The organism is Bacillus sp. SJS (genome assembly GCF_000732485.2).
Taxonomy (GTDB): domain Bacteria; phylum Bacillota; class Bacilli; order Bacillales; family Bacillaceae; genus Metabacillus_B; species Metabacillus_B sediminis.
Map to the genome: position 1 here is coordinate 1 of NZ_JAQV02000005.1, position 24,120 is coordinate 24,120.

The window sequence follows — 24,120 nt, forward strand, 5'->3', positions numbered from 1 at the left end:
TTAAACCGCTGTTTGTCGAAATACCGCAAAAAAAAAGAAGCCAAAATGAGCTTCTCTTCTTAAACATGGTCAAAAATAGTACCTAACCGAAGAATGAGTGGAGGCCTTGACAGTTTCGTTCATATCAGGAGGCTCACCGCCCGCCCCGCGGAAAGCAAGCAATCTGCAGCGGAAATCAGCCAAAACCAGCCTAATTTATGGGCAACCTCTTCTTTATTTGACTCCAGTCAGCCTCTTAATGGCTCCCCACGCCTCTTCCTTGCCTTTGGCAGTTTCAGCGGAGAATAGTACGATGGAGTCTTCTTCAGCAAGGTCCAATTCCTCTTCCACGATCTTTACGTGCTTTTGCCACTTCGTTTTCGGAATTTTATCCGCTTTCGTTGCGACAACAATAACAGGGATTCCATAATGCTTAAGGAAATCGTACATCATGATATCATCTTTAGTCGGTTTATGACGGACATCAATAATGAGAACGACCGCTTTCAGTTCTTCCCGGTTCGTTAAATACGTTTCGATCATTCTTCCCCATGCATCCCGCTCGCTCTTGGATACTTTTGCAAACCCGTATCCTGGTACATCCACAAAGTGAAGCACTTCATTAATAATATAGAAGTTCAGGGTTTGCGTCTTCCCGGGCTTAGAGGAAGTCCTGGCCAGATTTTTACGATTCAGCAGTTTGTTGATGAAGGAGGATTTCCCAACATTCGACCTGCCTGCAAGCGCAATTTCGGGAAGACCTCCATCTGGATATTGCTCGGGTTTTACAGCACTTATTACAATTTCTGATGAGGTTACTTTCATTTCGTTTCTCCAGTCAATGCATGTTTAAGCACTTCTTCAATGTCGGACACTAAAACAAAGGTCAGATCGTTGCGAATGCTTTCCGGTATATCTTCCAAGTCTTTTTCGTTTTCTCTGGGCAAAATTATTTTTTTCAATCCTGCTCTGTGGGCTGACAGCGATTTTTCCTTCAACCCGCCAATCGGAAGCACACGGCCTCTCAGGGTGATTTCTCCTGTCATTCCCACCTCTTTCCTCACAGGTCTTCCTGTAAGAGCGGAGATGAGAGCAGTGGCCATTGTAATACCGGCTGAAGGCCCGTCTTTTGGTACAGCTCCTTCTGGAACGTGAATATGGATATCATTCTTTTCATGGAATTCAGGATCAATATTCAATTTCTCTGCTCTGGACCTGATAAAACTAAAGGCAGCCTGAGCGGATTCCTTCATCACATCTCCAAGCTTACCGGTTAAAATCAGTTTTCCTTTTCCGGGGGACAAGGATACTTCAATTGATAGGGTATCGCCTCCAACCGTTGTATAAGCGAGTCCGGTGGCAACTCCGATTTGATCCTCGATCTCTGCCTGGCCGTAACGGAAAATCTGTTTCCCGAGATAATCCTGAAGCGTTTTGTCCGTAACAATAATTTTTTTCTTTTCTTCTGAAACAATCTTTTTAGCCGCTTTACGGCAAATAGCTGCAAGCTGGCGCTCCATTCCGCGCACGCCCGCTTCTCTTGTATAATACCGCACGATATTCTGAAGAGCTGTTTCCTTCACCTGAAGATTGGCCTTCTTCAGACCGTGAGCTTCGAGCTGCTTCGGCATTAAGTGATCTTTAGCAATTTGGATTTTTTCAAGCTCTGTATATCCGGCAATCGTAATGATTTCCATGCGGTCGCGGAGCGGACCCGGAATCGTTGCAAGGTTATTCGCTGTTGCAACAAACATAACTTTCGATAGATCATAGGTTTCTTCTATATAATGGTCACTGAAATTATGGTTTTGCTCAGGATCGAGAACTTCAAGCAGAGCTGAAGAAGGATCCCCTCTAAAATCACTGGACATTTTATCGATTTCATCCAGAAGGAAGACCGGATTAATGCTGCCGGCTTTTTTCATTCCTTGGATGATACGGCCCGGCATTGCTCCAACATAGGTCCGGCGATGGCCTCGAATTTCAGATTCATCTCTGACACCGCCAAGAGAAATCCTCACGAAGTTCCGGTTCAGTGATTTTGCAATCGAGCGGGCAAGTGATGTTTTCCCGACCCCAGGAGGTCCGGCAAGACAAAGAATCGGTCCTTTAAGCGAGTTTGTCAGCTTTTGAACGGCTAAATACTCCAGAACCCGCTCTTTCACTTTCTCCAGTCCATGATGGTCCTCATCGAGAATTTTTTCAGCAATTCTTAAATCAAGACGGTCCTCCGTTGCATTTGACCAAGGAAGAGATAGCAGCCAGTCAATATAATTGCGGATGACGGCGCTCTCAGCTGAACTGGAAGGGACCTTCTCATATCTGTCGAGTTCCTTTGCGGCTGCAGCTTTTATCTCTTCTGGCATGCCAGCCTGTTCAATCTTTTCTGCCAGCAGGGAGACTTCACCCGTTTTGCCTTCTTTGTCGCCCAATTCTTTTTGGATGGCCTTCATTTGCTCGCGCAGGTAGTATTCCTTTTGCGTACGTTCCATTGACCGCTTAACCCTTTGGCCAATTTTCTTTTCAAGGTTCAGCACTTCTTTTTCGTTATTGATCATGCTGATCACCTTGTGCAGGCGGTCTTTTATATCCACAGTCTCCAGGACTTCCTGTTTTTCCTTCAGCTTCAGAGGCAAATGGGATGCAACAAGATCAGCCACGCGGCCCGGTTCATCTATGTCTGCAACAGAAGCAAAGGTCTCCGCAGATACCTTTTTGGAAAGCTTTATGTACTGCTCAAAGTATTCAAGCAGCGTTCTCATGAGCGCTTCACTTTCCACGTCTTTTTTCGATGAGTCCGTCAAGGTCTCAATCGTAACCATGAGCGTATCATTTTCTTCCTGGAAAGAATGAATCTCTCCTCTTTCCAAGCCTTCAACAAGCACACGGATTGTTCCATTTGGAAGCTTCAGCATCTGCTTTATTTTCGTATATGTTCCTACACGGTACACATCGTCCTCTGCAGGTTCATCTATAGAAATATCCTTTTGTGTAGCTAAAAATATCATGTGATCGTTCATCATGGCCGTTTCCAACGCCTGAACTGATTTATCCCTGCCGACATCCAAGTGAAGAACCATGGTTGGGTAGACCAATAGCCCTCTTAATGGAAGCAAAGGAATGGTTGCCTTATTATTATTCGCCATACCTATGCACCTCCGTCTCTTTCTTGATAGAGTATGTGCGAGTTCTTGTCTAATTCTAACTTATTCTTTATAGGGTGTCTATTTGGATGTTTAATTTTTGCCCATCGAGTGAACCTGCCTTCTCTATGCACAGGAAAACCCCCAGGCTGCCTGGAGGTTCACCGCTATTTACTATATGCAGACTCAAACTGATTTTTTCTCGTTCAACAAAAATTCAGCAGGAGGATCAAGCAGTGCATGATCCAGGACTTCCTGAAAATTCGATACGGGTATGATGGTAATTCCAGGTATGTCTTCCAATATGGACTGACTGTTCTCTGCCGGAATAATGACTCGTTTTGCACCGGCAAGCTTTGCCGCTTTTATTTTCGGGACAACGCCGCCGATGGGCTTCACATGACCATGAATACTGATTTCGCCAGTCATCGCAATGGTATGATCAATGGGGATTTTGTGGATCGCTGAAAAAATACCTGCCGCCATGGCAATTCCCGCTGAAGGTCCGTCAATCGGAACGCCGCCAGGGAAGTTAACATGAATTTCAAAGTTCTCCGCATCCACACCCATAGACTTAAGGACGGTAATCACGTTTTCCACTGACCCTTTTGCCATACTTTTTCTCCGAATCGATTTTCCACGGTCCCCAATGCTTTCCTCTTCTACAATGCCGGTAATGTTTACGCTGCCTTTATCTTTCGCAGGGAGAACCATTACCTCAATTTCTAAGAGGGAGCCTGTATTAGGACCATGTACCGCAAGGCCGTTTACTAGACCAACTTTGGCTTCAAGACCGATTTTCCGGTCAAATCTCGGTGACATTTGACTGGAATGGATGACCCACTCAATATCTTTAACGGTCACCTCACCCCGGTCCTCATTCATCGCCATGCCCGCAACAATTTGCATCATATTGACGATTTCCCGTCCATTTCTCGCATAAGAGGTCATCAAATCAATTCCCTGAGGTGACACGTTCATGCCAATTTTAACAGCTGCTTTGTTGGCTACAATGGACAGCTCTGCTTGGTCAAGCTCCCGGAAGAACACTTCCACACACCGGGATCTAATTGCAGGGGGAATCTCATTCGGAGTTCTCGTGGTTGCTCCGATTAAACGGAAATCCGCCGGCAGGCCATTTTGGAAAATATCATGAATATGCGTCGGGATGTTTGAATTTTCTTCACTGTAATAGGCACTTTCCAGAAAAACCTTTCGATCTTCCAGAACTTTAAGCATCTTGTTCATTTGGATAGGATGGAGCTCGCCAATTTCATCAATAAACAAGACTCCTCCGTGCGCATGGGTGACTGCTCCCTGCTTGGGCTGAGGAATTCCAGCCTGTCCCATTGCCCCTGCTCCTTGATAAATCGGGTCATGAACAGAGCCGATGAGTGGATCGGCGATTCCCCGCTCATCAAATCTTGCTGTGGTCGCATCTAATTCTACAAATACTGCGGATGGCCTGAATGGCGATTTTCCATTTCGTTTTGCTTCCTCTAAAACAAGCCTTGCCGCCGCCGTTTTCCCAACTCCTGGAGGCCCATAAATGATCACGTGCTGAGGATTCGGGCCGCATAACGCTGCACTTAAGGACCGAATGCCATCCTCCTGTCCAACAATGTCTGCGAACGTCTTCGGACGCACTCTTTCCGATAGCGGTTCACTTAAACGAATGGATCTCATCTTCCTAAGCTGTTCCATTTCTTTTTTCGATTCCCTGTCTATGGAAACCTTTTGAGTCCTTTGGCTTTTAAGTAAATTCCAAAAATACAGGCCGATGATAATGCCGAAAAACAATTGCACGAACAGTGCGATGCTTGTCCAACTCATATTGGTCCCTCCTGCCGCTTCCTTTTTCTATGTAAAAGAGTCATCCTCTCTTAGCCATGTTGCTGCTTCTTGCTCCATCTAGTATCTCCCCCTCCTCAAAGGAATAAACCCGAAGCTTAAAGATTTACAGTCGGAAACGATGAGTTTTACGGATGACCATTTGATGCGGAAGAGACCGTAACATAAGGAGGAATGCCAGCAGAAATTTTTTTAAGAAACATAAAAAAGCCCGGGAGGCCCCGGGCTTTATATCAGCGATTAAGCTGAAGTCTTTTTATCTTTTTCAATCACTGTTCCATCATTTGTAACAAGCTTTGGCGGAACCTGATCAGAAACCGTTGCTCCGGTAATGACACATTTTTCAATATCATCACGGGATGGCAGTTCAAACATAACGTCCAGCATAAGTCCTTCAATGATGGACCTTAAGCCGCGGGCTCCGGTTTTACGCTCAATGGCTTTTTTGGAGATTTCGAGCAGGGCTTCCTCTTCAAACTCAAGCTCTACTCCATCAAGATCAAGCATTTTCTGATATTGCTTAACAAGGGCATTCTTAGGCTTTGTCAAAATTTCAACAAGCGCACCTTCATCAAGCGGCTCCAGGCTTGAAATAACCGGTAGACGGCCGATGAATTCTGGAATCAAACCGAATTTAAGCAAATCTTCTGGAAGGACTTTAGAAAGAAGCATTTTTTGATCCAGCTCTTCTTTCGTATTATCTGATCCAAAACCGATTACCTTCTTGCCTAAACGGCGTTTGATAATCTGTTCGATCCCATCAAACGCTCCTCCGCAAATGAAGAGAATGTTTGTTGTATCGATTTGAATAAACTCCTGATGAGGATGCTTGCGTCCGCCCTGCGGAGGTACGCTTGCAACCGTTCCTTCAAGAATTTTCAGCAATGCCTGCTGAACGCCTTCACCTGAAACATCGCGAGTAATCGATGGATTTTCAGATTTTCGTGCCACTTTGTCAATTTCATCAATGTAGATAATGCCTTTTTCAGCTTTTTCTACATCATAGTCTGCTGCCTGAATCAGCTTAAGAAGGATATTTTCTACGTCTTCACCAACATACCCAGCCTCTGTAAGAGAAGTAGCATCCGCAATGGCAAATGGTACATTCAGAATTCTGGCTAATGTTTGAGCAAGTAGGGTTTTACCGCTCCCAGTAGGTCCGATCATGGCAATATTACTCTTTGAAAGCTCAACATCATCAATTTTGCTGCTAGAATTGATTCGCTTGTAGTGATTGTATACAGCTACAGCCAATGATTTTTTCGCTGCATCCTGTCCGATTACATACTCATCAAGAATTTCTCTGATTTCAGCAGGTTTCGGAACATCTTTAAATTCAACTTCCTCTTCTGTACCAAGCTCTTCTTCAACGATTTCCGTGCAGAGCTCAATGCATTCGTCACATATATAAACACCCGGTCCAGCTACCAGCTTGCGTACTTGATCCTGTGTCTTTCCGCAGAATGAACATTTAAGCTGTCCTTTTTCATCATTAAATTTAAACATTATTTCACCCCTTATTCTTTATCTCTTCATACGATCAAAACCCCGTCCATCAGCGAATACAAATGGTACATTTACAGAGATAATCCGTGAGGGCTGTTCTCCGATAAGGTATAGGAATCGCAAGTCAATCAAGTATGTACTGCATTTTAACATAAACACTGCGGTGATGGATATTAAGATGTTTGAAGATCAATTGCTGCTATGTATGCTTTCCTATATCCTACCCTAAATTTTGAAGAAAAAACATCTTTTGCATACTTATGCGGCAGGTAAATCACGGAGTTCCCTGAAAGGGATATGTAATGATGTATGTATATGTATTTTAGCATGTTTTCAATTAATTAGGAATGATCCTGCTTCTAAGTATGTGTCGCCATTTTCTGCAAAAGCTTTTGTTTAGAAAACAGGGCACGATCTAATCGCGCCCTGTCAGCTAATTTATATTATGCAGCGTTTTTGCTGTTTTCCACTAAGAAATCAATGGCTTTGCGGATTTTAAGATCCTCTTTCACAGCGTCGGTTGAACCAAGGGCTTGTTTGATGCTATCTACAGGCATGTTATACATTTCAGCCATTTTAGAAAGCTCTTCATCCACTTCGGCATCCGTTACTTCAAGGTTTTCTGCTGCAGCTACCGCTTCAAGAGTAAGGTTGAATTTCACACGTTTTGCAGCATCTTCGTTCATTTGCTGTTTCAGTGCTTCTTCATCCTGACCGGAGAATTGGAAGTACAGTTCAAGGTTCATCCCTTGCATTTGAAGACGCTGTTCGAATTCTTTCATCATGCGCTCTACTTCGCTGTCGATCATCACTTGCGGAATTTCTACTTCTGCATTTTCAGCAGCTTTTTCTACAAGTGCGTCACGAAGCTTGTTTTCTGCTTCAGTTTTGCGTGTTTCCTGAAGGCGCTCTTTCGTTTTAGCTTTTAGCGCTTCAAGTGTTTCTACTTCTTCATCAACATCTTTAGCGAATTCATCGTCAAGCTCTGGAAGTTCCTTCGCTTTGATTTCATGAATTTTCACTTTGAATGTAGCCGCTTTTCCAGCCAGCTCTTCAGCGTGGTATTCTTCCGGGAATGTTACTTCCACATCTTTCTCAGCACCTGTCTCAAGTCCTACAAGCTGCTCTTCGAAACCTGGAATGAAAGAACCGGATCCAATTTCAAGAGAATAGTTGTCCGCTTGTCCGCCTTCAAATGCTTCACCATCTACGAAGCCTTCGAAGTCCATTACAACTGTGTCTCCATCTTCAATCTTGCCATCTTCTTTCACAACAAGCTCAGCTTGGCGCTCTTGAAGCTGCTTTAATTCCTGATCTACATCTTCGTCTGTTACCTCAGCATCGTCCTTGTCAACTTCAAGGCCTTTGTAATCCCCAAGTTTCACTTCAGGCTTCACTGTTACTTTTGCTGTGAAAGTAAGTGTTTCACCTTTACCCATTGAATCGATGTCAATTTCAGGGCGGTCGATTGGTTCGATTGCAGTCTCGTCAATTGCTTTTCCGTATTCAACCGGAAGAAGAATATCGAGTGCGTCCTGATACAATGATTCTACTCCAAAACGTTGTTCAAACAGGCTGCGCGGAACTTTCCCTTTGCGGAAGCCAGGAATGGATACTTGCTGTACGACTTTTTTAAATGCTTCGTCCAAAGCGTTGTCGAAAGTTTCAGCATCCACTTCAACAGTCAAAATCCCTTGATTACCTTCAAGTTTTTCCCATTTAGCAGACATGCGTTTCCCTCCAAAAATCTATAGTATGTGGTTAGTTTCATGATTCATTAAATCAGCAGCAACATCAGCTGCATTATGTAAATCGAGCGTTTTCCGCTCCACATCACGATATGAAACCATTTCATTATAACACAGAATGACTTGGTTTCAACCTATTCCAATATTTTTCTAAATTAGACAGGCCCATGATCCAGATATGACATTTTTTCAATCTGAAAGATCCTGCTGCAAGCATCTGCCAGCTGAAAAGGAGGAATGCGATACATATTTCCAATCTCCTCTTCATCAATATCGATTCCATGCATTTCATAACCAGCCTTATGAAGAGCTGCAGCCCAAAGGGAAGCATCAGCAGGCTTTGGCAGGAAAGGGAACAGAACAAACAGGTGACGGATCCACAGCTCTTTTACCGCTTCAAATAGAGCCGGGTTTTCAGCTCCAAGTACATCATCAAGTAAAATTAGCACCTTTTTGGCAAAAGGTGTATCAGATAGGTCTGACAAAGAAGCAGGCACAACGGTCAGCACATCCTCAAACTTCTCAATCGTAACGCTTTTTTCCACCTCATGCTCCATGAGCACCTGCAGAATCATTGTTTTAATGACCGGGTGGGCATGAGTATGCTCCAAAAGAGATCTCAGTGTAGGCATATGCTTTGCTACGTTCCGGTCACGGATCGATTGAATATATTCAATCTGCCGGGAGGGATCCGCCATAAATGTTTCTGATTCTGTCCAATCATCAGGCTCGTAGCTGAAAGACTCCTCTTCTTCCAATCCGGCATCCTGCTCAGAGCCGCTCATCCGACGGCTAAAATCAAGCAATCTGTAAAATTGCTCTGCACTTTCTGCCGGAAGCTGATTCTCCTGTAAAACGGCTTCGATTGTCGTTTGGACTTCGTTATATTCCCTCAGCTGAATTAGAATCGTCAAATATACCTGCAGCACAGTAAAATACTGGCCGATGTCTTCATTCAGCATTTTTTTGCATACTTTGCCTGCTTCGTGCAGCTCCCCCATTTCCATAAGGCACAAAGCAATTCCAAGCTGTATTTCAGCCTGATCTTCATCCATATTTCTTGCTTCCGAGAAAAATTCCAGTGCATCCTGGAACTGTTTCTTTTTCAAAGCTTCCATCCCCTTGTCGACGAGGCGCTCCTTCAGGTTTGGAAATGGAATGATCTTTGATTTTTTGTCTTCACTCATGAATCAGACCAACTCCGCGTTCATTTTTGTTACAAGTTTACCAATGTGCTGAACGGAACACAAGCAGCAAGGAGTCCCGGCTGCAGCCAGCAAAAAGGTGCAAAGCAGTAAATGCTTTGCACCTATCTCCCATTATACAATCCGGCTTTCTTCAAATTGGCGAATTCTGTCCTCATGGATGAGTGTATAAGCGATTTCGTCTCTTCCATTGATCAGCATATCCTTCCAATGGGGATCGATTTCGAAGGCGGCTGCCAATCCTGTATCCGCCCAGATTGTCTGGTCGGCCAAATTAACGGTGAGCTCCACTCCCCCGCTATTGGCTTTTTCCATAAATTCCGTAATTTTTTCTTTTTCCAGTCGAATCGGAAGAATGCCGTTTTTCAGGCAGTTCTGATGGAAAATATCTGCAAAGGACGGGGCAATGATGACTTTGAAGCCGTAATCGCCTAAGGCCCATGGCGCATGTTCCCTCGAGGATCCGCACCCGAAATTTTCTCCGGCAGCCAAAATCGTCGCTCCCGCAAATTCAGGCCTGTTTAATTCAAAATCAGGATTTGGCTCATAATCCTCTTTATAGCGCCAGTCATAGAAGGCAAATCTGCCATAGCCCGTTCTTTCAATCCGTTTTAAAAACTGTTTCGGAATAATCTGATCGGTATCGACGTTGTCTCGATCGAGAACTGCAACTTTTCCTTTATGAAGAAGAAACGGCTGAAGCATGAAGATCTCCCTCCTTATCCGATATTTTTCCGTATATCTGTAAACTGCCCGTAAACCGCTGCCGCAGCGGCCATAATCGGACTTACTAAATGGGTGCGTGCCCCTTTTCCCTGACGTCCTTCAAAATTCCTGTTGGACGTAGAGGCGCACCGTTCTCCTTCTGGAACTGCATCATCGTTCATACTTAAGCACATGCTGCAGCCTGAATGCCTCCATTCAAAGCCTGCTGCTGTGAATATGGCATCAAGTCCCTCTTCTTCCGCCTTGCGCTTGACTGCTTCAGAGCCCGGGACGACCATAGCCCTGACCGTTGAGGCTACTTTTTTTCCCTGCACGAAGGCCGCAGCTTCCCTAAGATCATGAATACGGGAGTTTGTGCAGGAACCGATGAAAACGTGCTGAACAGGAAGGTTTTCAAGCGGCTGGCCCGGAGTAAGATCCATATAAAAATAGGCGCGCTCCGCTTCCCGCTTTTCTTCCTTTGTTAAATAGGAATCTAGCATCGGAACATGCTTGTCAACAGATAAAGCCATTCCCGGGTTCGTCCCCCATGTGATCATCGGTCCGATATCATCTCCATGAATGACGGCTGTTTTATCGTAAACAGCTCCTTCATCTGAGGCAAGCTGCTTCCATTGTTCGGCTGCCCGTTCAAACGCTTCGCCTTTAGGCGCGTACTTTCTGCCTTTTATATAAGAAAAAGTCGTTTCATCAGGAGCAATCAATCCAGCTCTGGCACCTGCTTCAATGGACATGTTGCAAATGGTCATCCGCTCATCCATTGAAAGGCTGCGGATAACACTTCCGCTGTATTCAATGACATACCCCGTTCCGAAACGCACCCCGTATTTCCCGATGATATAAAGGATTACGTCTTTTGCCGTAACCCCTTCTCCCAGTTCCCCGTCAATTTGAATGTTCAGGGTTTTTGGCTTTTGCTGCCAAAGCGTCTGAGTCGCAAAAACGTGCTCCACTTCACTCGTTCCGATTCCAAATGCCAGAGCACCAAATGCACCGTGTGTTGAAGTGTGGCTGTCTCCGCATACAATTGTTTTCCCGGGAAGGGTCAATCCAAGCTCAGGTCCAATGACATGAACAATCCCCTGATCTTCACTTTCCATATCGGCAAGCTCCACACCGAACTCCCGGCAATTCCTTTCCAGAGCACTAATTTGATTTCTTGCAGTTTCATCCTTTATAACGGTCCGATTGACGGTAGGAATATTATGGTCCATGGTAGCAAAGGTCAGATCCGGTCTTCTAACCTTCCTGTTTTTTGTCCGAAGTCCTTCGAATGCCTGCGGAGAGGTTACTTCATGAATGAGATGCAGGTCAATGTAGAGAAGATCCGGTTTCCCCTCTTCTTTATAGACAACATGCTGATCCCACAGTTTTTCAAAAAGCGTTCTTCGTTTCATGTTTCTCCTCCTCCTTTTTCAGCTTTTAAGCGTAAGCTTCCATAATATGAAGAATGGCATTATCATCGGCCAGTCCTTCTTTAATTTCAGCAATCATTTCTTCTGTAGTAAGCGGATGATCGTTTTCAAATGCCAGATCTCCGGTTCGTTTTCCCGCATCCAAAACAAGCTGGACAGCGCGTTCAACCGCATTTGCTTCCTCCTCCATACCGAAGGAAGTGCGAAGCATCATCGCAGCCGATAAGATCATCGCGAGCGGATTGGCTTTATTTTCCCCGGCTATATCAGGAGCGGATCCATGTACCGGCTCATATAGATGGAGGCCGTTCAGCGATAAGCTTGAAGAAGGAAGCATCCCGAGCGATCCTGTTAATACAGAAGCCTCATCGCTTAAAATATCGCCAAACATATTTTCCGTCACGAGAACATCAAATTGAGCAGGATTTTTAATAAGCTGCATGGCAGCATTGTCGACCAGCATATGCTCAAGCTCGACATCCGGATAGCCCGCCTTCACTTCTTCAGCGGTTTCTCTCCACATTCTGCTCGATTCCAGCACATTGGCCTTGTCTACGGACGTGACCTTTTTCCTTCGGCCGGCTGCCATTTCAAATGCAGCTGTTAAAATCCGTCTGACTTCTTCCTTCGTGTAAAAAAGAGTGTCCACCGCTGCTTCCGCTCCGCCCTTGCCGGAACGTTCACTCGGTTTCCCGAAATACAAACCGCCCGTTAATTCCCTGACAATAACGAAATCCACTCCATCCAGCACCGATTTTTTAAACGGGCTGTGATCCGTCAGACACTCATATGCTTTGACAGGCCGGATATTAGCATATAGGCCAAGCTCTTTGCGAAGCGCAAGCAATCCTCTCTCCGGTCTGTTTTCCGGAGGCTCCCCGTCCCATTTCGGGCCCCCTACTGCGCCAAGCATAAGAGCGTCCGCGTTCCGGCAAAGCTCAAGGGTTTCAGGAGGAAGCGGAACTCCCCGCTGATCAATGGCGGAACCGCCAATTAATCCGGATGTAAAGATAAATTCATGGCCAAACTGTTCGGCAATGACGGACAAGACTTCCTGTGCACCCTGCATCACTTCTTTTCCAATTCCATCTCCCGGCAGCATTGCGATTGTTTTCTTCATGATTCATCCCCCATTTCGTTTAGACTGGCATCTTGATGGCTTCCTGCTCTTCCTGACTGAACAAAAGCACCCGGTTCACAGCATTTACATAAGCACGCGCTGACGCTTCCAGTACATCCTGCGCCATTCCGCGTCCACTCGTTTCAATTCCTTTAAATTCAACTTTCACATAAACCTCTGCAAGTGCGTCTCTGCCGCTGCTGTTGGATTGAATCCGGTAGTCCTTCAAATGGACCGGTGCACCAATACAGCGTTCCAGCGTGTTGTAAATCGCCTCTACACTTCCTGCCCCGGTGGCGGCTTCCTGAATGACGGCCTTGTTCCGGTCTTTGAGCGTTACCGCTGCTGTCGTTATATTCGACGTTCCGAACTGTACTTGCAGAGTCATTAATTCATACCCGCAGGCACCGTTTGCCGCTTTTTCCTCCATTAATATAGAAATAAGATCAGCGTCCGTGAATTCTTTCTTTTTCTCAGACCAGTCTTTGAACCGGTCAAAAGCTCGTTTTAATTCTTTATCCTCTAAGGTAAAGCCCAATTCCTTCATTCTCGCTCCAAACGCATGCCTTCCGGAGTGCTTTCCTAAGACGAGTGAGTTAGAAGAAACACCGACCATTTCCGGAGAAATAATTTCATAAGTAGTTTTTTCTTTCAGCACTCCATCCTGATGAATACCGGATTCGTGGGCAAATGCATTCTTACCGACTACCGCTTTATTGCCTGGAACGGCCATTCCGGTCAATTTGCTGACAATGTCACTTGTCCGCTTGATTTCATCCAGCTTCAAATCAAAGTAGGATTGATAGTGATCTCCTCTAATTTTCAAGGCAACTGCAATTTCTTCCAGAGCTGCATTTCCTGCCCGTTCTCCAATCCCGTTGATGGTCCCCTCTATTTGACCGGCACCATGTTCAATGGCAGAAAGGGAGTTCGCAACAGCCATTCCAAGATCGTTATGGCAATGAGCCGAGAGAATGACCCGGTCAATGCCATCTGCATGTCTTTTTAAATGAGAGAAAATTTCTCCGTATTCTTTTGGATGTATATAGCCGACTGTATCCGGGATGTTTACAACATCTGCTCCCGCTTTAATGACTTCGGCAACAATTTCGCTTAAAAAATCAAGCTCCGTTCTGCATGCATCTTCCGCTGACCACTGAACAATCGGGAAAAAGGTCTTCGCGTATTTGACCGCTTCAACTGCTGCTTCGATGACCTGCTCCTTCGATTTTTTCAGCTTATATTCTCTATGGATTGGGGAGGTTGCAAGGAAAACGTGCAATCTTGGATCAGCCCCGTCTTTAAGTGCTTCCCAAGCGGTGTCTATATCCCCTTTAACGGACCTTGCAAGGCCGGTGACGGAGCAGCTGCGGATTGTGCGGGCGATCTCTCTGACACTCTTCATCTCCGCTTTGGAGGAAGCAGGAAATCCCGCCTCCATAATATCCACCCCGAGTCTTTCAAGCTGCCTTGCGATTTCAAGCTTCTCTCCAAACGTCAAATTGACGCCGGCTGACTGTTCACCATCTCTTAAGGTTGTGTCAAATACATTAATTTTCCGCACCAGCGGTCACCGCCTCTTTTGCTTTTGGCTTGACGAACGGCATCATGCTTCTAAGTTCTCTTCCTACTTTTTCAATCTGATGCTCGTTTTCATTCTTATTGATCGCGTTAAATTGAGGACGGTTCACCTGGTTTTCAACAATCCATTCCTTCGCAAATCTTCCGGACTGAATGTCTTCAAGAACCGCTTTCATGGACTCTTTTACTTTGGCATCCACAACTCTTGGTCCTGAAACAAAATCACCCCATTGTGCTGTGTCTGAAACAGAGTATCTCATCCCTTCCAAGCCGCCTTCATACATGAGGTCCACGATTAATTTCAGCTCATGCATACACTCAAAGTAAGCAAGTTCCGGCTGGTATCCCGCTTCTACCAGTGTTTCAAATCCAGCTTTTACAAGGGACGTCAAACCGCCGCACAATACCGCCTGTTCTCCAAACAAATCCGTCTCCGTTTCTTCCTTAAACGTTGTTTCAAGAACTCCCGCACGGCCGGCCCCAATTCCTTTTGCATAAGCTAAGGCTGTATCCCGGGCTTTTCCGGAAACATCCTGCTGGATCGCAAACAGCGCTGGAACACCTGCCCCTTCAGTATAGGTTCTCCGTACAAGGTGTCCCGGACCTTTCGGTGCAACAAGGAATACATCTACAAATTCAGGCGGCACGATCTGATGGAAGTGAATATTAAATCCATGGGCAAAAACCAATGACTTTCCTGGTTCAAGCGCGTCTTTAATTTCATTCTCATATACCTTCGCTTGCTGTTCATCCGGCAGCAGGACCATGATGACATCAGCCGATTCAGCTGCTTCCCTCACTGTAAAAACCTGATGTCCATCCTGTTTTGCTTTTTCAAATGAACCGCCTTTTCTGACACCTACAACTACATCCAGTCCGCTTTCTTTCAAATTCAGTGCATGAGCATGACCTTGAGAGCCGTATCCGATTACCGCGATTTTTTTCCCTTGAAGTGCCTGTTCATTTACATCCCCGTTATAGTAAACCTTTGCCATTGTCCATCTCTCCATTTCGAATTGGTTTTGTTAAACAATAAACGTTGCTTTTTCAGATGTATTCCGTTTGCTGCTCCTTGTAAATGCGGTGGTTCCTGTTCTTGCAACCTCTTTAATTCCATATGGTTTCAGCAGATCGATGAGCGCTTCAACTTTACCCGGTTCACCTGTCGCCTGAATGACGAGACTTTCTTTCCCGACATCAATGACTGATGCCCGGAACGGTTCAATAATTCCGTATATTTCCAGTCTGCTTGCGGCCGGAGAGCTCACTTTTATAAGGGCAAGCTCTCTTGCCACTACATTCTGATTGGTCATGTCTGTTACTTTCAAAACATGTATTTGCTTGTTTAGCTGCTTTGTGAGCTGTTCGATCTGATTATGATCTTCAACCTCGACCGTAAAGGTAATCCTTGAAACCCCTTCAGTCTCGGTATGGCCAACCGTGATGCTTTCGATGTTATATAGGCGTTTAGTAAAAAGTCCGGTGATCCGGTTCAGCACACCAGGCCGATTCAGCACGGTGATGGTAATGATTCGTTTCACGGTTTCACCCCTGTCATTTGATGAATTCCTTTGCCTGGAGCAATCATCGGATAAACGTTTTCTTCCTTTTCAACCAGGACATTGATCAGCATCGGCTCTTCTGAACAGAGGGCATTTTTAAGTTCTGCTTCAGCCTCTGCCATATTTGTAATTGTCAGCCCCTTAATTCCGTATGCTTCTGCAAGCTTATTGAAGTTCGGCTGCGATACGAATTTTGAATGGGAGTAGCGTTCTTCGTAGAAGATTTCCTGCCACTGCCTAACCATTCCGAGAGATTCGTTGTTTAAGATAATAATCTTTATCGGAAGCTGAAGTTCGTAAATAACGGAAAGCTCCTGCAAGGTCATCTGAAAACCGCCGTCTCCCAGAACAGCCACTACTTTTCTGCTCCGATCCGCGAGCTGTGCCCCGATTGCAGATGGCAGTCCGAAGCCCATTGTTCCGAGCCCGCCCGACGTCACCCAGCTGTCGGCTGTTTTAAATGGATAAAACTGAGCTGCCCACATTTGATGCTGTCCGACATCCGTCGTGACAATTGCATTTCCTTCGGTGTTCTCATAAACCATTTCCATCAGTTTTTGAGGCTTGATCACATCTTTTGATTCTCCATACCATAGCGGGAATTCTTTTTTGGATTCGTCCTGTTTTGCAAGCCATTCTGCCGCTTGCGCTTTCTTTCCGTTCTGATGAATGAGTTCCTGCAGCACCCTTTTCGCGTCTCCAACAACCGGTATATGCGCCGGTACATTTTTCCCGACTTCAGCAGGGTCAATATCCACATGGGCAACCGTGGCATATTTTGCGAAGTCATCCAGGTTTCCTGTCAGCCGGTCATCAAACCTCGCCCCGATATTGATGAGAAGATCGCATTCATAGAGCGCCATATTGGCCGTATACGTTCCATGCATTCCCGCCATGCCGAGAAACAGCCTATGGTCTGCCGGGAACCCGCCAAGGCCAAGAAGAGTATGAACGACGGGAATATCCTGCTGCTCGGCATAATTTTTCAAATCTTCAGACGCTTTAGCATGCAAAACGCCCGCTCCTGCCAGAATGACAGGTTTTCTTGCCCGGCTAACCGCCTCCACAAGCTTCCTGATTTGCAAATGATTCGGCTCTGTAACAGGCTGATAGCCCGGCAATTCAAGCTCCTGGTCGTATTTAAATTCCCCTTCTGATACGGCGATGTCTTTCGGAATATCAATTAGTACCGGTCCTGGTCTTCCTGTAGTAGCAATGTGAAACGCTTCTTTGATGGCAATCGGCAGTTCATCCACATGCCTGACCTGAACACTGTGTTTCGTGATTGGCATAGTGATGCCCAGCACATCCGCTTCCTGAAAAGCATCGGAACCGATAACCGTTGATGCTACCTGACCTGTAAAAACGACTAACGGAAGGGAATCAATCATCGCATCGGCAAGTCCGGTTACGAGATTTGTTGCCCCAGGTCCGGATGTAGCAATGACTACTCCCGGCCTCCCCGAAATTCTGGCGTACCCTTCAGCCGCATGAATGGCACCTTGCTCATGTCTCGTCAGAATATGGAACAGCCCTGAACCATACAGTTTGTCGTAAAGCGGAAGGACAGCTCCCCCGGGATATCCGAAAAGCACCTCGACCTTTTCTCTTTTCAGCGCTTCAATCAGCATGCTTCCTCCGGTCATCCTAACTGGGCGTTCGAGCTGTGCCTCATCCATCTCTACTTGCAGTTTCATTTTTATGCCTCCTCTTCTTTCAAAAGCGTTTCATTCCTAAATTCTCTGCAGCGGGAACAATGTCAAGCAATATAAAAACCTCTCCACCCCTCATAAGACCCGTGTTTATCGGATCAAAGGGGCGAAGAGGTTAGAAACTCTGCGCGGTACCACCCTTTTTCATGGCTTTAAGGCCATCTCAGGAACAATCATGTTCATTTTAATAACGAGTGCTTCGGATGCACCCGGCTCCTCCTACTCAATTCAGAAGAGCACTCCGAGGTGAGTTCACTACCCTTGCCACCGCCGGTTTCCAGCAACCCGGCTCTCTGAAGATGGCGTATTCGGATACCTACTTATCCTCGTCTTTGTTTTGCTGTATGGATTTTTAATAGTTCGTTAGCTTACGTGAAGATTTTCATCAGGCAGATTTACTTTTTCGCCTTCTTCAATGACTTTTCTTCTAAACTTTTCAAGCAGATAATTCGTATGCTCTCCAGGTACTCCGTTTCCAATGACCCTGCCGTCTACTTTGACAACTGCAATGACTTCTGCGGCGGTTCCTGTCAGGAATACTTCCTCCGCTGTGTAAACGTCATGTCGAGTAAATGGCTCCTCCGAAACTTTATAGCCCAGTTCATTGGCGATATCAATAATGGCATTTCGCGTGATTCCTTCCAATGCTCCAATATATCCCGGCGGGGTAAGCAGCTTGCCGTTTTTGTAAATGAATACATTATCGGCAGAGCCCTCTGCAACATAGCCCTGATCGTTCAGCATAAGTGCTTCGCTTACGTTTGCCAGATGTGCTTCTATTTTCACGAGAATATTATTTAAGTAGTTCAGTGATTTCACTTTCGGGCTGAGAACGTCTGGGCGGTTTCTCCTTGTAGGGACCGTTACGATATCGATTCCAGTATCGTAAAGATGCTTCGGAAAAATGGCCAGCGGTTCTACGATGATGACCACATTCGCTGAAGGGCATTTATAAGGATCCAGTCCAAGATCTCCGACCCCTCTTGATACGACAAGCCTGATGTAGGCGTCTCTCAATCCGTTTTTTTCAACCGTTTTAATAACAAGATCACTTAATTCTTCCTGATTGTAGGGCATATTGAGTAAAATTGATTTTCCAGACTCATATAGCCGGTCCATATGTTCTTTCATTCGGAAGATGTTTCCGTTGTATACCCTGATTCCTTCAAAAATGCCGTCTCCGTACAAGAATCCGTGATCATATACAGAAATCTTGGCATCTTCCTTCCGTACGAATTCACCGTTCAAGAAGATCCATTGATCACTCATGCCTGGTCACACCTTTCCTTTAATGATAAGACGCTTTAAATCAATACATAATTAGTTGTAAAAAAAGATCCTATAACGATTGTTATATGGATGATTTTAAGTTGTCACGTTGCCGTGTATTGAATGTTTGAACCTATCTTACGCCCGTTCAAGTCGAGAGTCAACACCCTTTTTCCGAATTAACTGATAATTTAGATTAATTAAACTATTTGTATACGCTTACATCCGCGCTGTTATAGGAAAAGCTTTTTTGCAATTTTTTTGTACTTTTTTCTGACAGGGTTTTTTGACAGGATTTTTATGGAGGGGGAAGGATCGGCGGGATTAGATACGATAATACTTTTGCAGCAAAATAAAAATCCCGCTGAATAAAATTGATCAGCGGGATTTAATATTCGTACTTTATTTAATTGTGCCTCGCAATATGTAACGTCTTTAAAAGAACTGTTTAACTTAGGTTGTTGATTTCCGCTGCGGGCGATCGCTTTCCGCGGGGCGGGCGGTGAGCCTCTTCAGCGCCGGGCGCTTGCGGGGTCTCACCTGTCCCGCTGCTCCCGCTGGAGTCTCTCGCCCTCCACTTCAATCAACAGGTGTTAAAAATCATCATCGTGCTTGAACTTAATTTTTTTAAAAGAAAAACATAATTAAAATCATTAAGTGCTTTTAAAATTATCAGTGTTTACGTCAAAAAATTGGACCGTCAGTGAGCTTCATATCCTCTGGCTTTATGAGATCAAGAAAATTATTTGCATTTTTTCACAGAGTAATTCAGGCATAAAAAAAGGATACTACCACAGTAATCTAATCTGCGTTAGTATCCTTTTTCTGCTGCAAGCACAGTTTTGACTGTGTTGACTTTGGACGTCCCAGGAGAGATTCGAACTCCCGACCGACGCCTTAGCTTCCCACTATGGCTTTCGCCGCCAGCACCCTATATTTCGCTATTCGTTCACGTTCATGTATAACGGTCATTTTTCGAACTTTGACCGATTGACTTTATTTCTATTATATTTGCCCACGATTTATAATTCAAGCATTCATAAAGTAGAAAACAACCCTATTGAAAAGGTAGTACAGATTTACATATACTCAAATCTGCTATTTAAAGGAGTGATTTCATGAGAGATAACAAAGATTATTGTCCATATTGTAAAGCTGATTTACAAGGAGAACCTATTCCTAAAGAATCGCAGCAAGTATATGGTTCTTCCCATTTCACACGAAAAATTGGTATCAGTAGTATCGAAGATGATCGGATTATTAAATGGAAATGTCCAGACTGTAACAAAGAATGGGATAAGGATTAATCACTTGTCCAACAAAATCATAAATCAGATAAAGCTGGTTTTGAATAAAATCGATATTTTATTATGAACGTAAAAAAACGGTGGATTACTCCTTACTATCTTTACAATTGATATCCAACCCTCTTTGGTATAAAACCCCAAAGAAAGTATTACAATATTTTTATAAAAAAAATTCTACCTCCAAAAAGGAGATAGAATTCTTACTACTAGTGATGAATACCCAAAGACATCTATGTTGGACATTGTGTTATTAAAAAGGCTGCTAGCTTTTCGACAATAACTACTTCAGTTGTTAAGAACATTGCAGCAACAGATGCAGCGGACCTTGATTTAATCATGTATTACTTATATTCAACTAACACTAACCACTTCTAGTGTTAAAGCTTCATCTCCAATTATAAAGTGGTGATAGAAAACTGTAAAGTAGTCTAGCTGGGTTATATATTTTGGGATAGCAAGTTCAAACCAGAATTACAACTTTTTCTATTGTTATCTCTTTTTTATGGTGTGTAGTTGAAGCGACTATGGGTATACCCTTCCTATTGCCCCCAGTGAAAATGTGGATATCCACCCTATCCTCAACTTAAGAAAAGAGACTCCTTTGTTGGGAAGTCTCTTATAGCTGCTTTGCTTCAATTCGTTCTTTCTGTTAATCAGAGTACGCTTCTTTATTCCAGTCATTGCTTCAACTTCCTTGTATGTTTGAGTCTTAAGTAATTATAAGACATGTTGTACTTACTGCTTAGAGTGTTTCCTTGGTCTACACTCTCTGAAATCATCACGTTGCTTAGCCAATGTCTTTCCTTCTTGAGTACGTTCTAAAATCATATCTCATTCAAATTCTGCAAATGAACTGAGTATATTGAAAATCAGTCTTCCTGGTGGAATTAGTGATTCCGCAGAAATTTATGACGTGTGGACATACTCACTATGACCTTATCAAAACTGTGAAGGGCAAAAAGGTGGAAATCCGCACTCCTTTTTACAATAATAGTTTCCATCTCTAAAACAAAAGACAGGAGGCTTGTAAATGCTCTCTGTCTTTTATGCTTAACTATCTTTTCTTTTCGGACCAGTGCTTTGGTCTTTCAAAAATCTTTTAATCAAACCTGCTGTATATGGTTTGAGTTTACGTGTGCCTGTAGATTTGATAACCTTCACTAATTCAATCGTCGAGCCTTCATAAGGATAATCTTTTAATGCTTTATTATATGCTTCATTAGCTTCAGACTCATTGTCAAAAACCGCATATTCGTTTTTATCAAGTAGTAATATCCATCTCTCCATTAAGCACCCCTCTATTCCTAGAAATTAACTATGATGATTAAATCTTACTTTATGACTAATTAATTGTCTATAAAGAAGTTTTTGCTAGTTCTTCCTTCAAAAAAACGTACTCTTTTTCCTAGAACAAAAACACAGTGGTTATTTTACCCGCTGCCTTTAATGTACTGAATAAAGTATTATTAATTCCCTTCACCATGTTCTATTTTATGAATTCACTTACATAATCTTTAAGAAATTCCGAACGTTTTTCGATAAATTGTTCATAATTTAAATCAAAAGTATCCGCAGGACACAAATGTGATTCTAATATTTCTTCAAGTCTATCTGATGGTAACAAGCATTTATAAACACTAGGTGCTTTATCCTTAATTGTTTGATTATCTGCATTATTAAGAAAGCAAAGGTTTGCTAACACATTTATTTCTTTATCACTTTTACCTAATCCTTTCAAAAAGTTTTTAGGAAAAATATGGTGAAATTCATTTCTACTTGCTTTTTTCAATACATTTCTTAAATTTACGTTTCCCCCAGAAATGAATGATGAAGGAGATTTGCTTGCAAGCGTGATGACATATGTTTTTGTGTTAACAGAACCTAGATTAAATTGGTTTTCCGTAAAAAAACTCGTATTAACATTGCAATCAAAATCTGAGATAACTTGATTTTCATCACCTTTTAAATTATCCATAGCCTGTAAGTCCTGTTTATGTTTTTGTGTTACACCGCTAGTATACCTACGAGAGAAACATGACCTCCAAAACCAACGTAATAATTCACGTCTTTGTTTATCAGTATAAAGACTTCCATTTTTTCTATCTGACGCAAAAAAGCGTGTTAAACTTACAATCATTGATGTATAGGGCATTACGTCTATTGACTCTATATTTAACTCTCTTTGAAGGAAATCAATAGTAGCCTTTATTCCATTTTTTATTTTTTCAAAGTTATTTCTCACTTCCTCACCATTTAGGGACATTATGGATTGTGGTGAAGCTTCACCTAAAATCACACCACTACAGCACTTTAATAGTAAGTCTTTATCTTCTGATATATCACCAAATCCAAATTCATCCAATTCATCTACTAGCTTATCAATCTGGTCTTGTAAGTCAAATTCAGAACTCCAAGTCCAAGCTGTTAAAAGTTGAAAAGTATCTAATTCTGTCCCCGCTCTGTTTATTCTCTCAAAGACTATAGCTACTTTTCCTTTATCTTCGGTTTCTATCTCTTGAACAGGAATCATAACTTCTTTAAACCGTTCTTGTACTTTGTCAATTACTTCAATATACTCTTCATTTATTTCTGCTGTAGCTTTTCTATACTTCACCGAGTCAAACATTGCACTCATTGGGAAATGACGATTCGTGTCTACTTCCCCTTCTGCAAGAGGTATAAATAGGCTATCCTGCATATTTTCATCGGCTATGTAATCAAAATAAATATCAACCCAATTATGATTCTGTTTTGTCGGTTCTAAAACATTTTGGAACACGGTAAATAATGATGTCAATCGCTGCTGCCCATCTAATACATACTTAATTGGATAGTCCTTTTCGGGGTCAGGTAAACTGAAGTTACCAAAGTCTTTTTCTATTTTAAGTTTTTCACTAGTTTTCCATAGGAAAATGTTACCAATAGGTATACCTTTGTATAAGCTATCTAAAAGGAAAGCTACTTGTTCAGATGTCCAAACGTAATACCTTTGAAAAGAAGGAATGCGTATTTCACCAGAAACTACCTTATTTATTATACTTCTAATAGAAATGGGATCTGCCATGGGAATTACCTCCTATGAATTATGTATTATCTCTTAATGTTACCATTTTTTTCTTATTTTTCATATTATGATTCTCTGAATTCTGTATCATAGTGTAATAGACTATGAACGGTTAATTCCTTCTTCGTTTCGGATTATTCGTGATGTGTGGATGAGGGTACAGAGGGTATATCCTTACTTTGCACCCCATAAAAGTGTGGAAAATATGCCCCCCCCATATCATTACCAAAAGAAAAGAGACTCCTCGGTTTGGGAGTCTCCTAGCTTGGTTCATATTCCTTTACCTTGCGATAGAATGTAGCCTTAGTCATATTTGAATTTTTCATTGCTTCAACGGCAGTGATATTCCCTTTTTTCCAGTCCTTATAAGCCTGCTCAAACTCTGCTGTGATAGATGTTTTAGGTCTTCCAAGATGTTTGCCTTGTACCTTTGCAGAAGCAATACCTTCAGCTTGACGAGTCTTAATTTTAGTTCTCTCCTCCTCAGCAACCCAAGATAATACCTGTAATACTAAGTCAGCAACAAAAGAACCGATTGAATCATTGTATTTGCGGGTGTCCAATAATTGCATATCAAGTACAACAATATGTGCTTTGATGTTTTGTGTTATTTCTTTCCACTCGTTTAGAATCATCTCTTTGTTGCGACCTAGCCTATCTAAAGAATGAATGTATAATGTATCCCCTTTACGCATACGCAGTTTCAAAGCTTGGTATTGAGGTCTGTTGAAGTCTTTACCACTTTGCTTATCGATATGAATATCACGTTCATCAATTCCAAGAGCATACATATTTTCAAATTGCCGTGCCTCATTTTGGTCTTTACTACTTACTCTTACATATCCGAATTCTTTGTTGTCCATTGTTATTTCCACCTTGTTATTTGATAATCTTATGTTACCGAATTAGTTTCAAAAGGTAAACAACAATTA

At 43.2% G+C, this 24,120-nt stretch carries 18 protein-coding genes, 1 pseudogene and 1 other annotated feature; of the genes and pseudogenes, 1 reads left to right on the top strand and 18 read right to left on the bottom strand.

From position 1 onward, the window contains the following. Nucleotides 1-213: 213 nt before the first annotated feature. The 14 genes from yihA to ilvE all read right to left on the bottom strand — a co-directional run bounded on the left by yihA (nt 214) and on the right by ilvE (nt 18,817). On the bottom strand, nt 214-804 hold the full coding sequence (yihA, locus tag AS29_RS03170; RefSeq protein ID WP_035410749.1) for a ribosome biogenesis GTP-binding protein YihA/YsxC: 591 nt from the start codon (nt 802-804) through the stop codon (nt 214-216). After that, nucleotides 801-3,125, bottom strand: a complete 2,325-nt coding sequence (gene lon, locus AS29_RS03175; RefSeq protein WP_035410752.1) for an endopeptidase La — start codon at nt 3,123-3,125, stop codon at nt 801-803. The genes yihA and lon overlap by 4 nt, the downstream gene beginning before the upstream one ends. Nucleotides 3,126-3,308: 183 nt before the next feature. Further along, nucleotides 3,309-4,955, bottom strand: a complete 1,647-nt coding sequence (gene lonB / locus AS29_RS03180) for an ATP-dependent protease LonB (protein WP_035410753.1) — start codon at nt 4,953-4,955, stop codon at nt 3,309-3,311. 258 nt (nt 4,956-5,213) lie between these two features. Beyond that, nucleotides 5,214-6,479 (bottom strand): ATP-dependent protease ATP-binding subunit ClpX, encoded by a 1,266-nt coding sequence (gene clpX, locus AS29_RS03185; RefSeq protein WP_035410756.1) that lies wholly within the window; start codon nt 6,477-6,479, stop codon nt 5,214-5,216. 443 nt (nt 6,480-6,922) lie between these two features. After that, nucleotides 6,923-8,209: a trigger factor gene (gene tig, locus AS29_RS03190; protein WP_035410759.1), complete on the bottom strand. Its 1,287-nt coding sequence runs from the start codon at nt 8,207-8,209 to the stop codon at nt 6,923-6,925. 173 nt (nt 8,210-8,382) lie between these two features. Further along, a complete protein-coding gene (locus AS29_RS03195) occupies nt 8,383-9,414 on the bottom strand; it encodes a tetratricopeptide repeat protein (protein ID WP_035410762.1) in 1,032 nt (343 codons plus the stop codon). Nucleotides 9,415-9,546: 132 nt separating this feature from the next. Continuing rightward, a complete protein-coding gene (leuD, locus tag AS29_RS03200; protein ID WP_035410765.1) occupies nt 9,547-10,137 on the bottom strand; it encodes a 3-isopropylmalate dehydratase small subunit in 591 nt (196 codons plus the stop codon). A 14-nt stretch (nt 10,138-10,151) separates the two neighbouring features. Then, nucleotides 10,152-11,555, bottom strand: coding sequence for a 3-isopropylmalate dehydratase large subunit (leuC, locus tag AS29_RS03205; protein WP_035410768.1), 1,404 nt, complete (start codon nt 11,553-11,555; stop codon nt 10,152-10,154). A gap of 25 nt (nt 11,556-11,580) precedes the next feature. Then, on the bottom strand, nt 11,581-12,693 hold the full coding sequence (gene leuB / locus AS29_RS03210; protein WP_035410770.1) for a 3-isopropylmalate dehydrogenase: 1,113 nt from the start codon (nt 12,691-12,693) through the stop codon (nt 11,581-11,583). A 19-nt stretch (nt 12,694-12,712) separates the two neighbouring features. Further along, a complete protein-coding gene (locus AS29_RS03215; protein ID WP_035410773.1) occupies nt 12,713-14,257 on the bottom strand; it encodes a 2-isopropylmalate synthase in 1,545 nt (514 codons plus the stop codon). After that, a complete protein-coding gene (gene ilvC / locus AS29_RS03220; RefSeq protein ID WP_082883718.1) occupies nt 14,244-15,284 on the bottom strand; it encodes a ketol-acid reductoisomerase in 1,041 nt (346 codons plus the stop codon). Before ilvC ends, AS29_RS03215 begins: the two co-directional genes overlap by 14 nt. Before the next feature lie 15 nt (nt 15,285-15,299). Beyond that, the gene (ilvN, locus tag AS29_RS03225; RefSeq protein ID WP_035410795.1) at nt 15,300-15,815 is read right to left on the bottom strand and encodes an acetolactate synthase small subunit; all 516 of its coding nucleotides are present in this window, start codon (nt 15,813-15,815) and stop codon (nt 15,300-15,302) included. After that, a complete protein-coding gene (gene ilvB / locus AS29_RS03230; RefSeq protein WP_035410796.1) occupies nt 15,812-17,533 on the bottom strand; it encodes an acetolactate synthase large subunit in 1,722 nt (573 codons plus the stop codon). The genes ilvN and ilvB overlap by 4 nt, the downstream gene beginning before the upstream one ends. Nucleotides 17,534-17,647: 114 nt before the next feature. Continuing rightward, nucleotides 17,648-17,890, bottom strand: a binding site (T-box leader). A gap of 21 nt (nt 17,891-17,911) precedes the next feature. Further along, nucleotides 17,912-18,817 carry a branched-chain-amino-acid transaminase gene (ilvE, locus tag AS29_RS03235; protein WP_035410797.1) on the bottom strand — a complete coding sequence of 302 codons (906 nt, stop codon included), beginning with the start codon at nt 18,815-18,817 and terminating at the stop codon, nt 17,912-17,914. A 1,118-nt stretch (nt 18,818-19,935) separates the two neighbouring features. Here ilvE and AS29_RS03240 point away from each other — a divergent pair. Continuing rightward, nucleotides 19,936-20,124, top strand: coding sequence for a hypothetical protein (locus AS29_RS03240; RefSeq protein ID WP_035410798.1), 189 nt, complete (start codon nt 19,936-19,938; stop codon nt 20,122-20,124). A gap of 630 nt (nt 20,125-20,754) precedes the next feature. Here AS29_RS03240 and AS29_RS21540 read toward each other — a convergent pair. The 4 genes and pseudogenes from AS29_RS21540 to AS29_RS03255 form a co-directional block, all read right to left on the bottom strand. Then, nucleotides 20,755-21,009: pseudogene (locus AS29_RS21540) on the bottom strand (recombinase family protein); the annotation flags it as partial. A gap of 165 nt (nt 21,010-21,174) precedes the next feature. Continuing rightward, entirely contained in the window at nt 21,175-21,411 is a 237-nt protein-coding gene (locus AS29_RS03245; RefSeq protein ID WP_035410800.1) for a hypothetical protein, read from the bottom strand. Nucleotides 21,412-21,610: 199 nt separating this feature from the next. After that, nucleotides 21,611-23,188, bottom strand: coding sequence for a GmrSD restriction endonuclease domain-containing protein (locus AS29_RS03250; protein ID WP_035410803.1), 1,578 nt, complete (start codon nt 23,186-23,188; stop codon nt 21,611-21,613). A 260-nt stretch (nt 23,189-23,448) separates the two neighbouring features. Further along, nucleotides 23,449-24,051 (bottom strand): recombinase family protein, encoded by a 603-nt coding sequence (locus tag AS29_RS03255; protein WP_035410807.1) that lies wholly within the window; start codon nt 24,049-24,051, stop codon nt 23,449-23,451. Nucleotides 24,052-24,120 lie beyond the last annotated feature (69 nt).

What these genes read in the sequence shown, in the direction of transcription:
- lonB (WP_035410753.1), bottom strand. Translation starts at nt 4,955, where the DNA reads ATGAGTTGGACAAGCATCGCACTGTTCGTGCAATTGTTTTTCGGCATT.
- leuD (WP_035410765.1), bottom strand. Translation starts at nt 10,137, where the DNA reads ATGCTTCAGCCGTTTCTTCTTCATAAAGGAAAAGTTGCAGTTCTCGAT.
- leuC (WP_035410768.1), bottom strand. Translation starts at nt 11,555, where the DNA reads ATGAAACGAAGAACGCTTTTTGAAAAACTGTGGGATCAGCATGTTGTC.
- clpX (WP_035410756.1), bottom strand. Translation starts at nt 6,479, where the DNA reads ATGTTTAAATTTAATGATGAAAAAGGACAGCTTAAATGTTCATTCTGC.
- tig (WP_035410759.1), bottom strand. Translation starts at nt 8,209, where the DNA reads ATGTCTGCTAAATGGGAAAAACTTGAAGGTAATCAAGGGATTTTGACT.
- yihA (WP_035410749.1), bottom strand. Translation starts at nt 804, where the DNA reads ATGAAAGTAACCTCATCAGAAATTGTAATAAGTGCTGTAAAACCCGAG.
- AS29_RS03245 (WP_035410800.1), bottom strand. Translation starts at nt 21,411, where the DNA reads ATGGAGAGATGGATATTACTACTTGATAAAAACGAATATGCGGTTTTT.
- ilvB (WP_035410796.1), bottom strand. Translation starts at nt 17,533, where the DNA reads ATGAAACTGCAAGTAGAGATGGATGAGGCACAGCTCGAACGCCCAGTT.
- AS29_RS03240 (WP_035410798.1), top strand. Translation starts at nt 19,936, where the DNA reads ATGAGAGATAACAAAGATTATTGTCCATATTGTAAAGCTGATTTACAA.
- lon (WP_035410752.1), bottom strand. Translation starts at nt 3,125, where the DNA reads ATGGCGAATAATAATAAGGCAACCATTCCTTTGCTTCCATTAAGAGGG.
- AS29_RS03250 (WP_035410803.1), bottom strand. Translation starts at nt 23,188, where the DNA reads ATGGCAGATCCCATTTCTATTAGAAGTATAATAAATAAGGTAGTTTCT.
- AS29_RS03195 (WP_035410762.1), bottom strand. Translation starts at nt 9,414, where the DNA reads ATGAGTGAAGACAAAAAATCAAAGATCATTCCATTTCCAAACCTGAAG.
- ilvE (WP_035410797.1), bottom strand. Translation starts at nt 18,817, where the DNA reads ATGAGTGATCAATGGATCTTCTTGAACGGTGAATTCGTACGGAAGGAA.
- ilvC (WP_082883718.1), bottom strand. Translation starts at nt 15,284, where the DNA reads ATGGAGAGATGGACAATGGCAAAGGTTTACTATAACGGGGATGTAAAT.
- AS29_RS03255 (WP_035410807.1), bottom strand. Translation starts at nt 24,051, where the DNA reads ATGGACAACAAAGAATTCGGATATGTAAGAGTAAGTAGTAAAGACCAA.
- leuB (WP_035410770.1), bottom strand. Translation starts at nt 12,693, where the DNA reads ATGAAGAAAACAATCGCAATGCTGCCGGGAGATGGAATTGGAAAAGAA.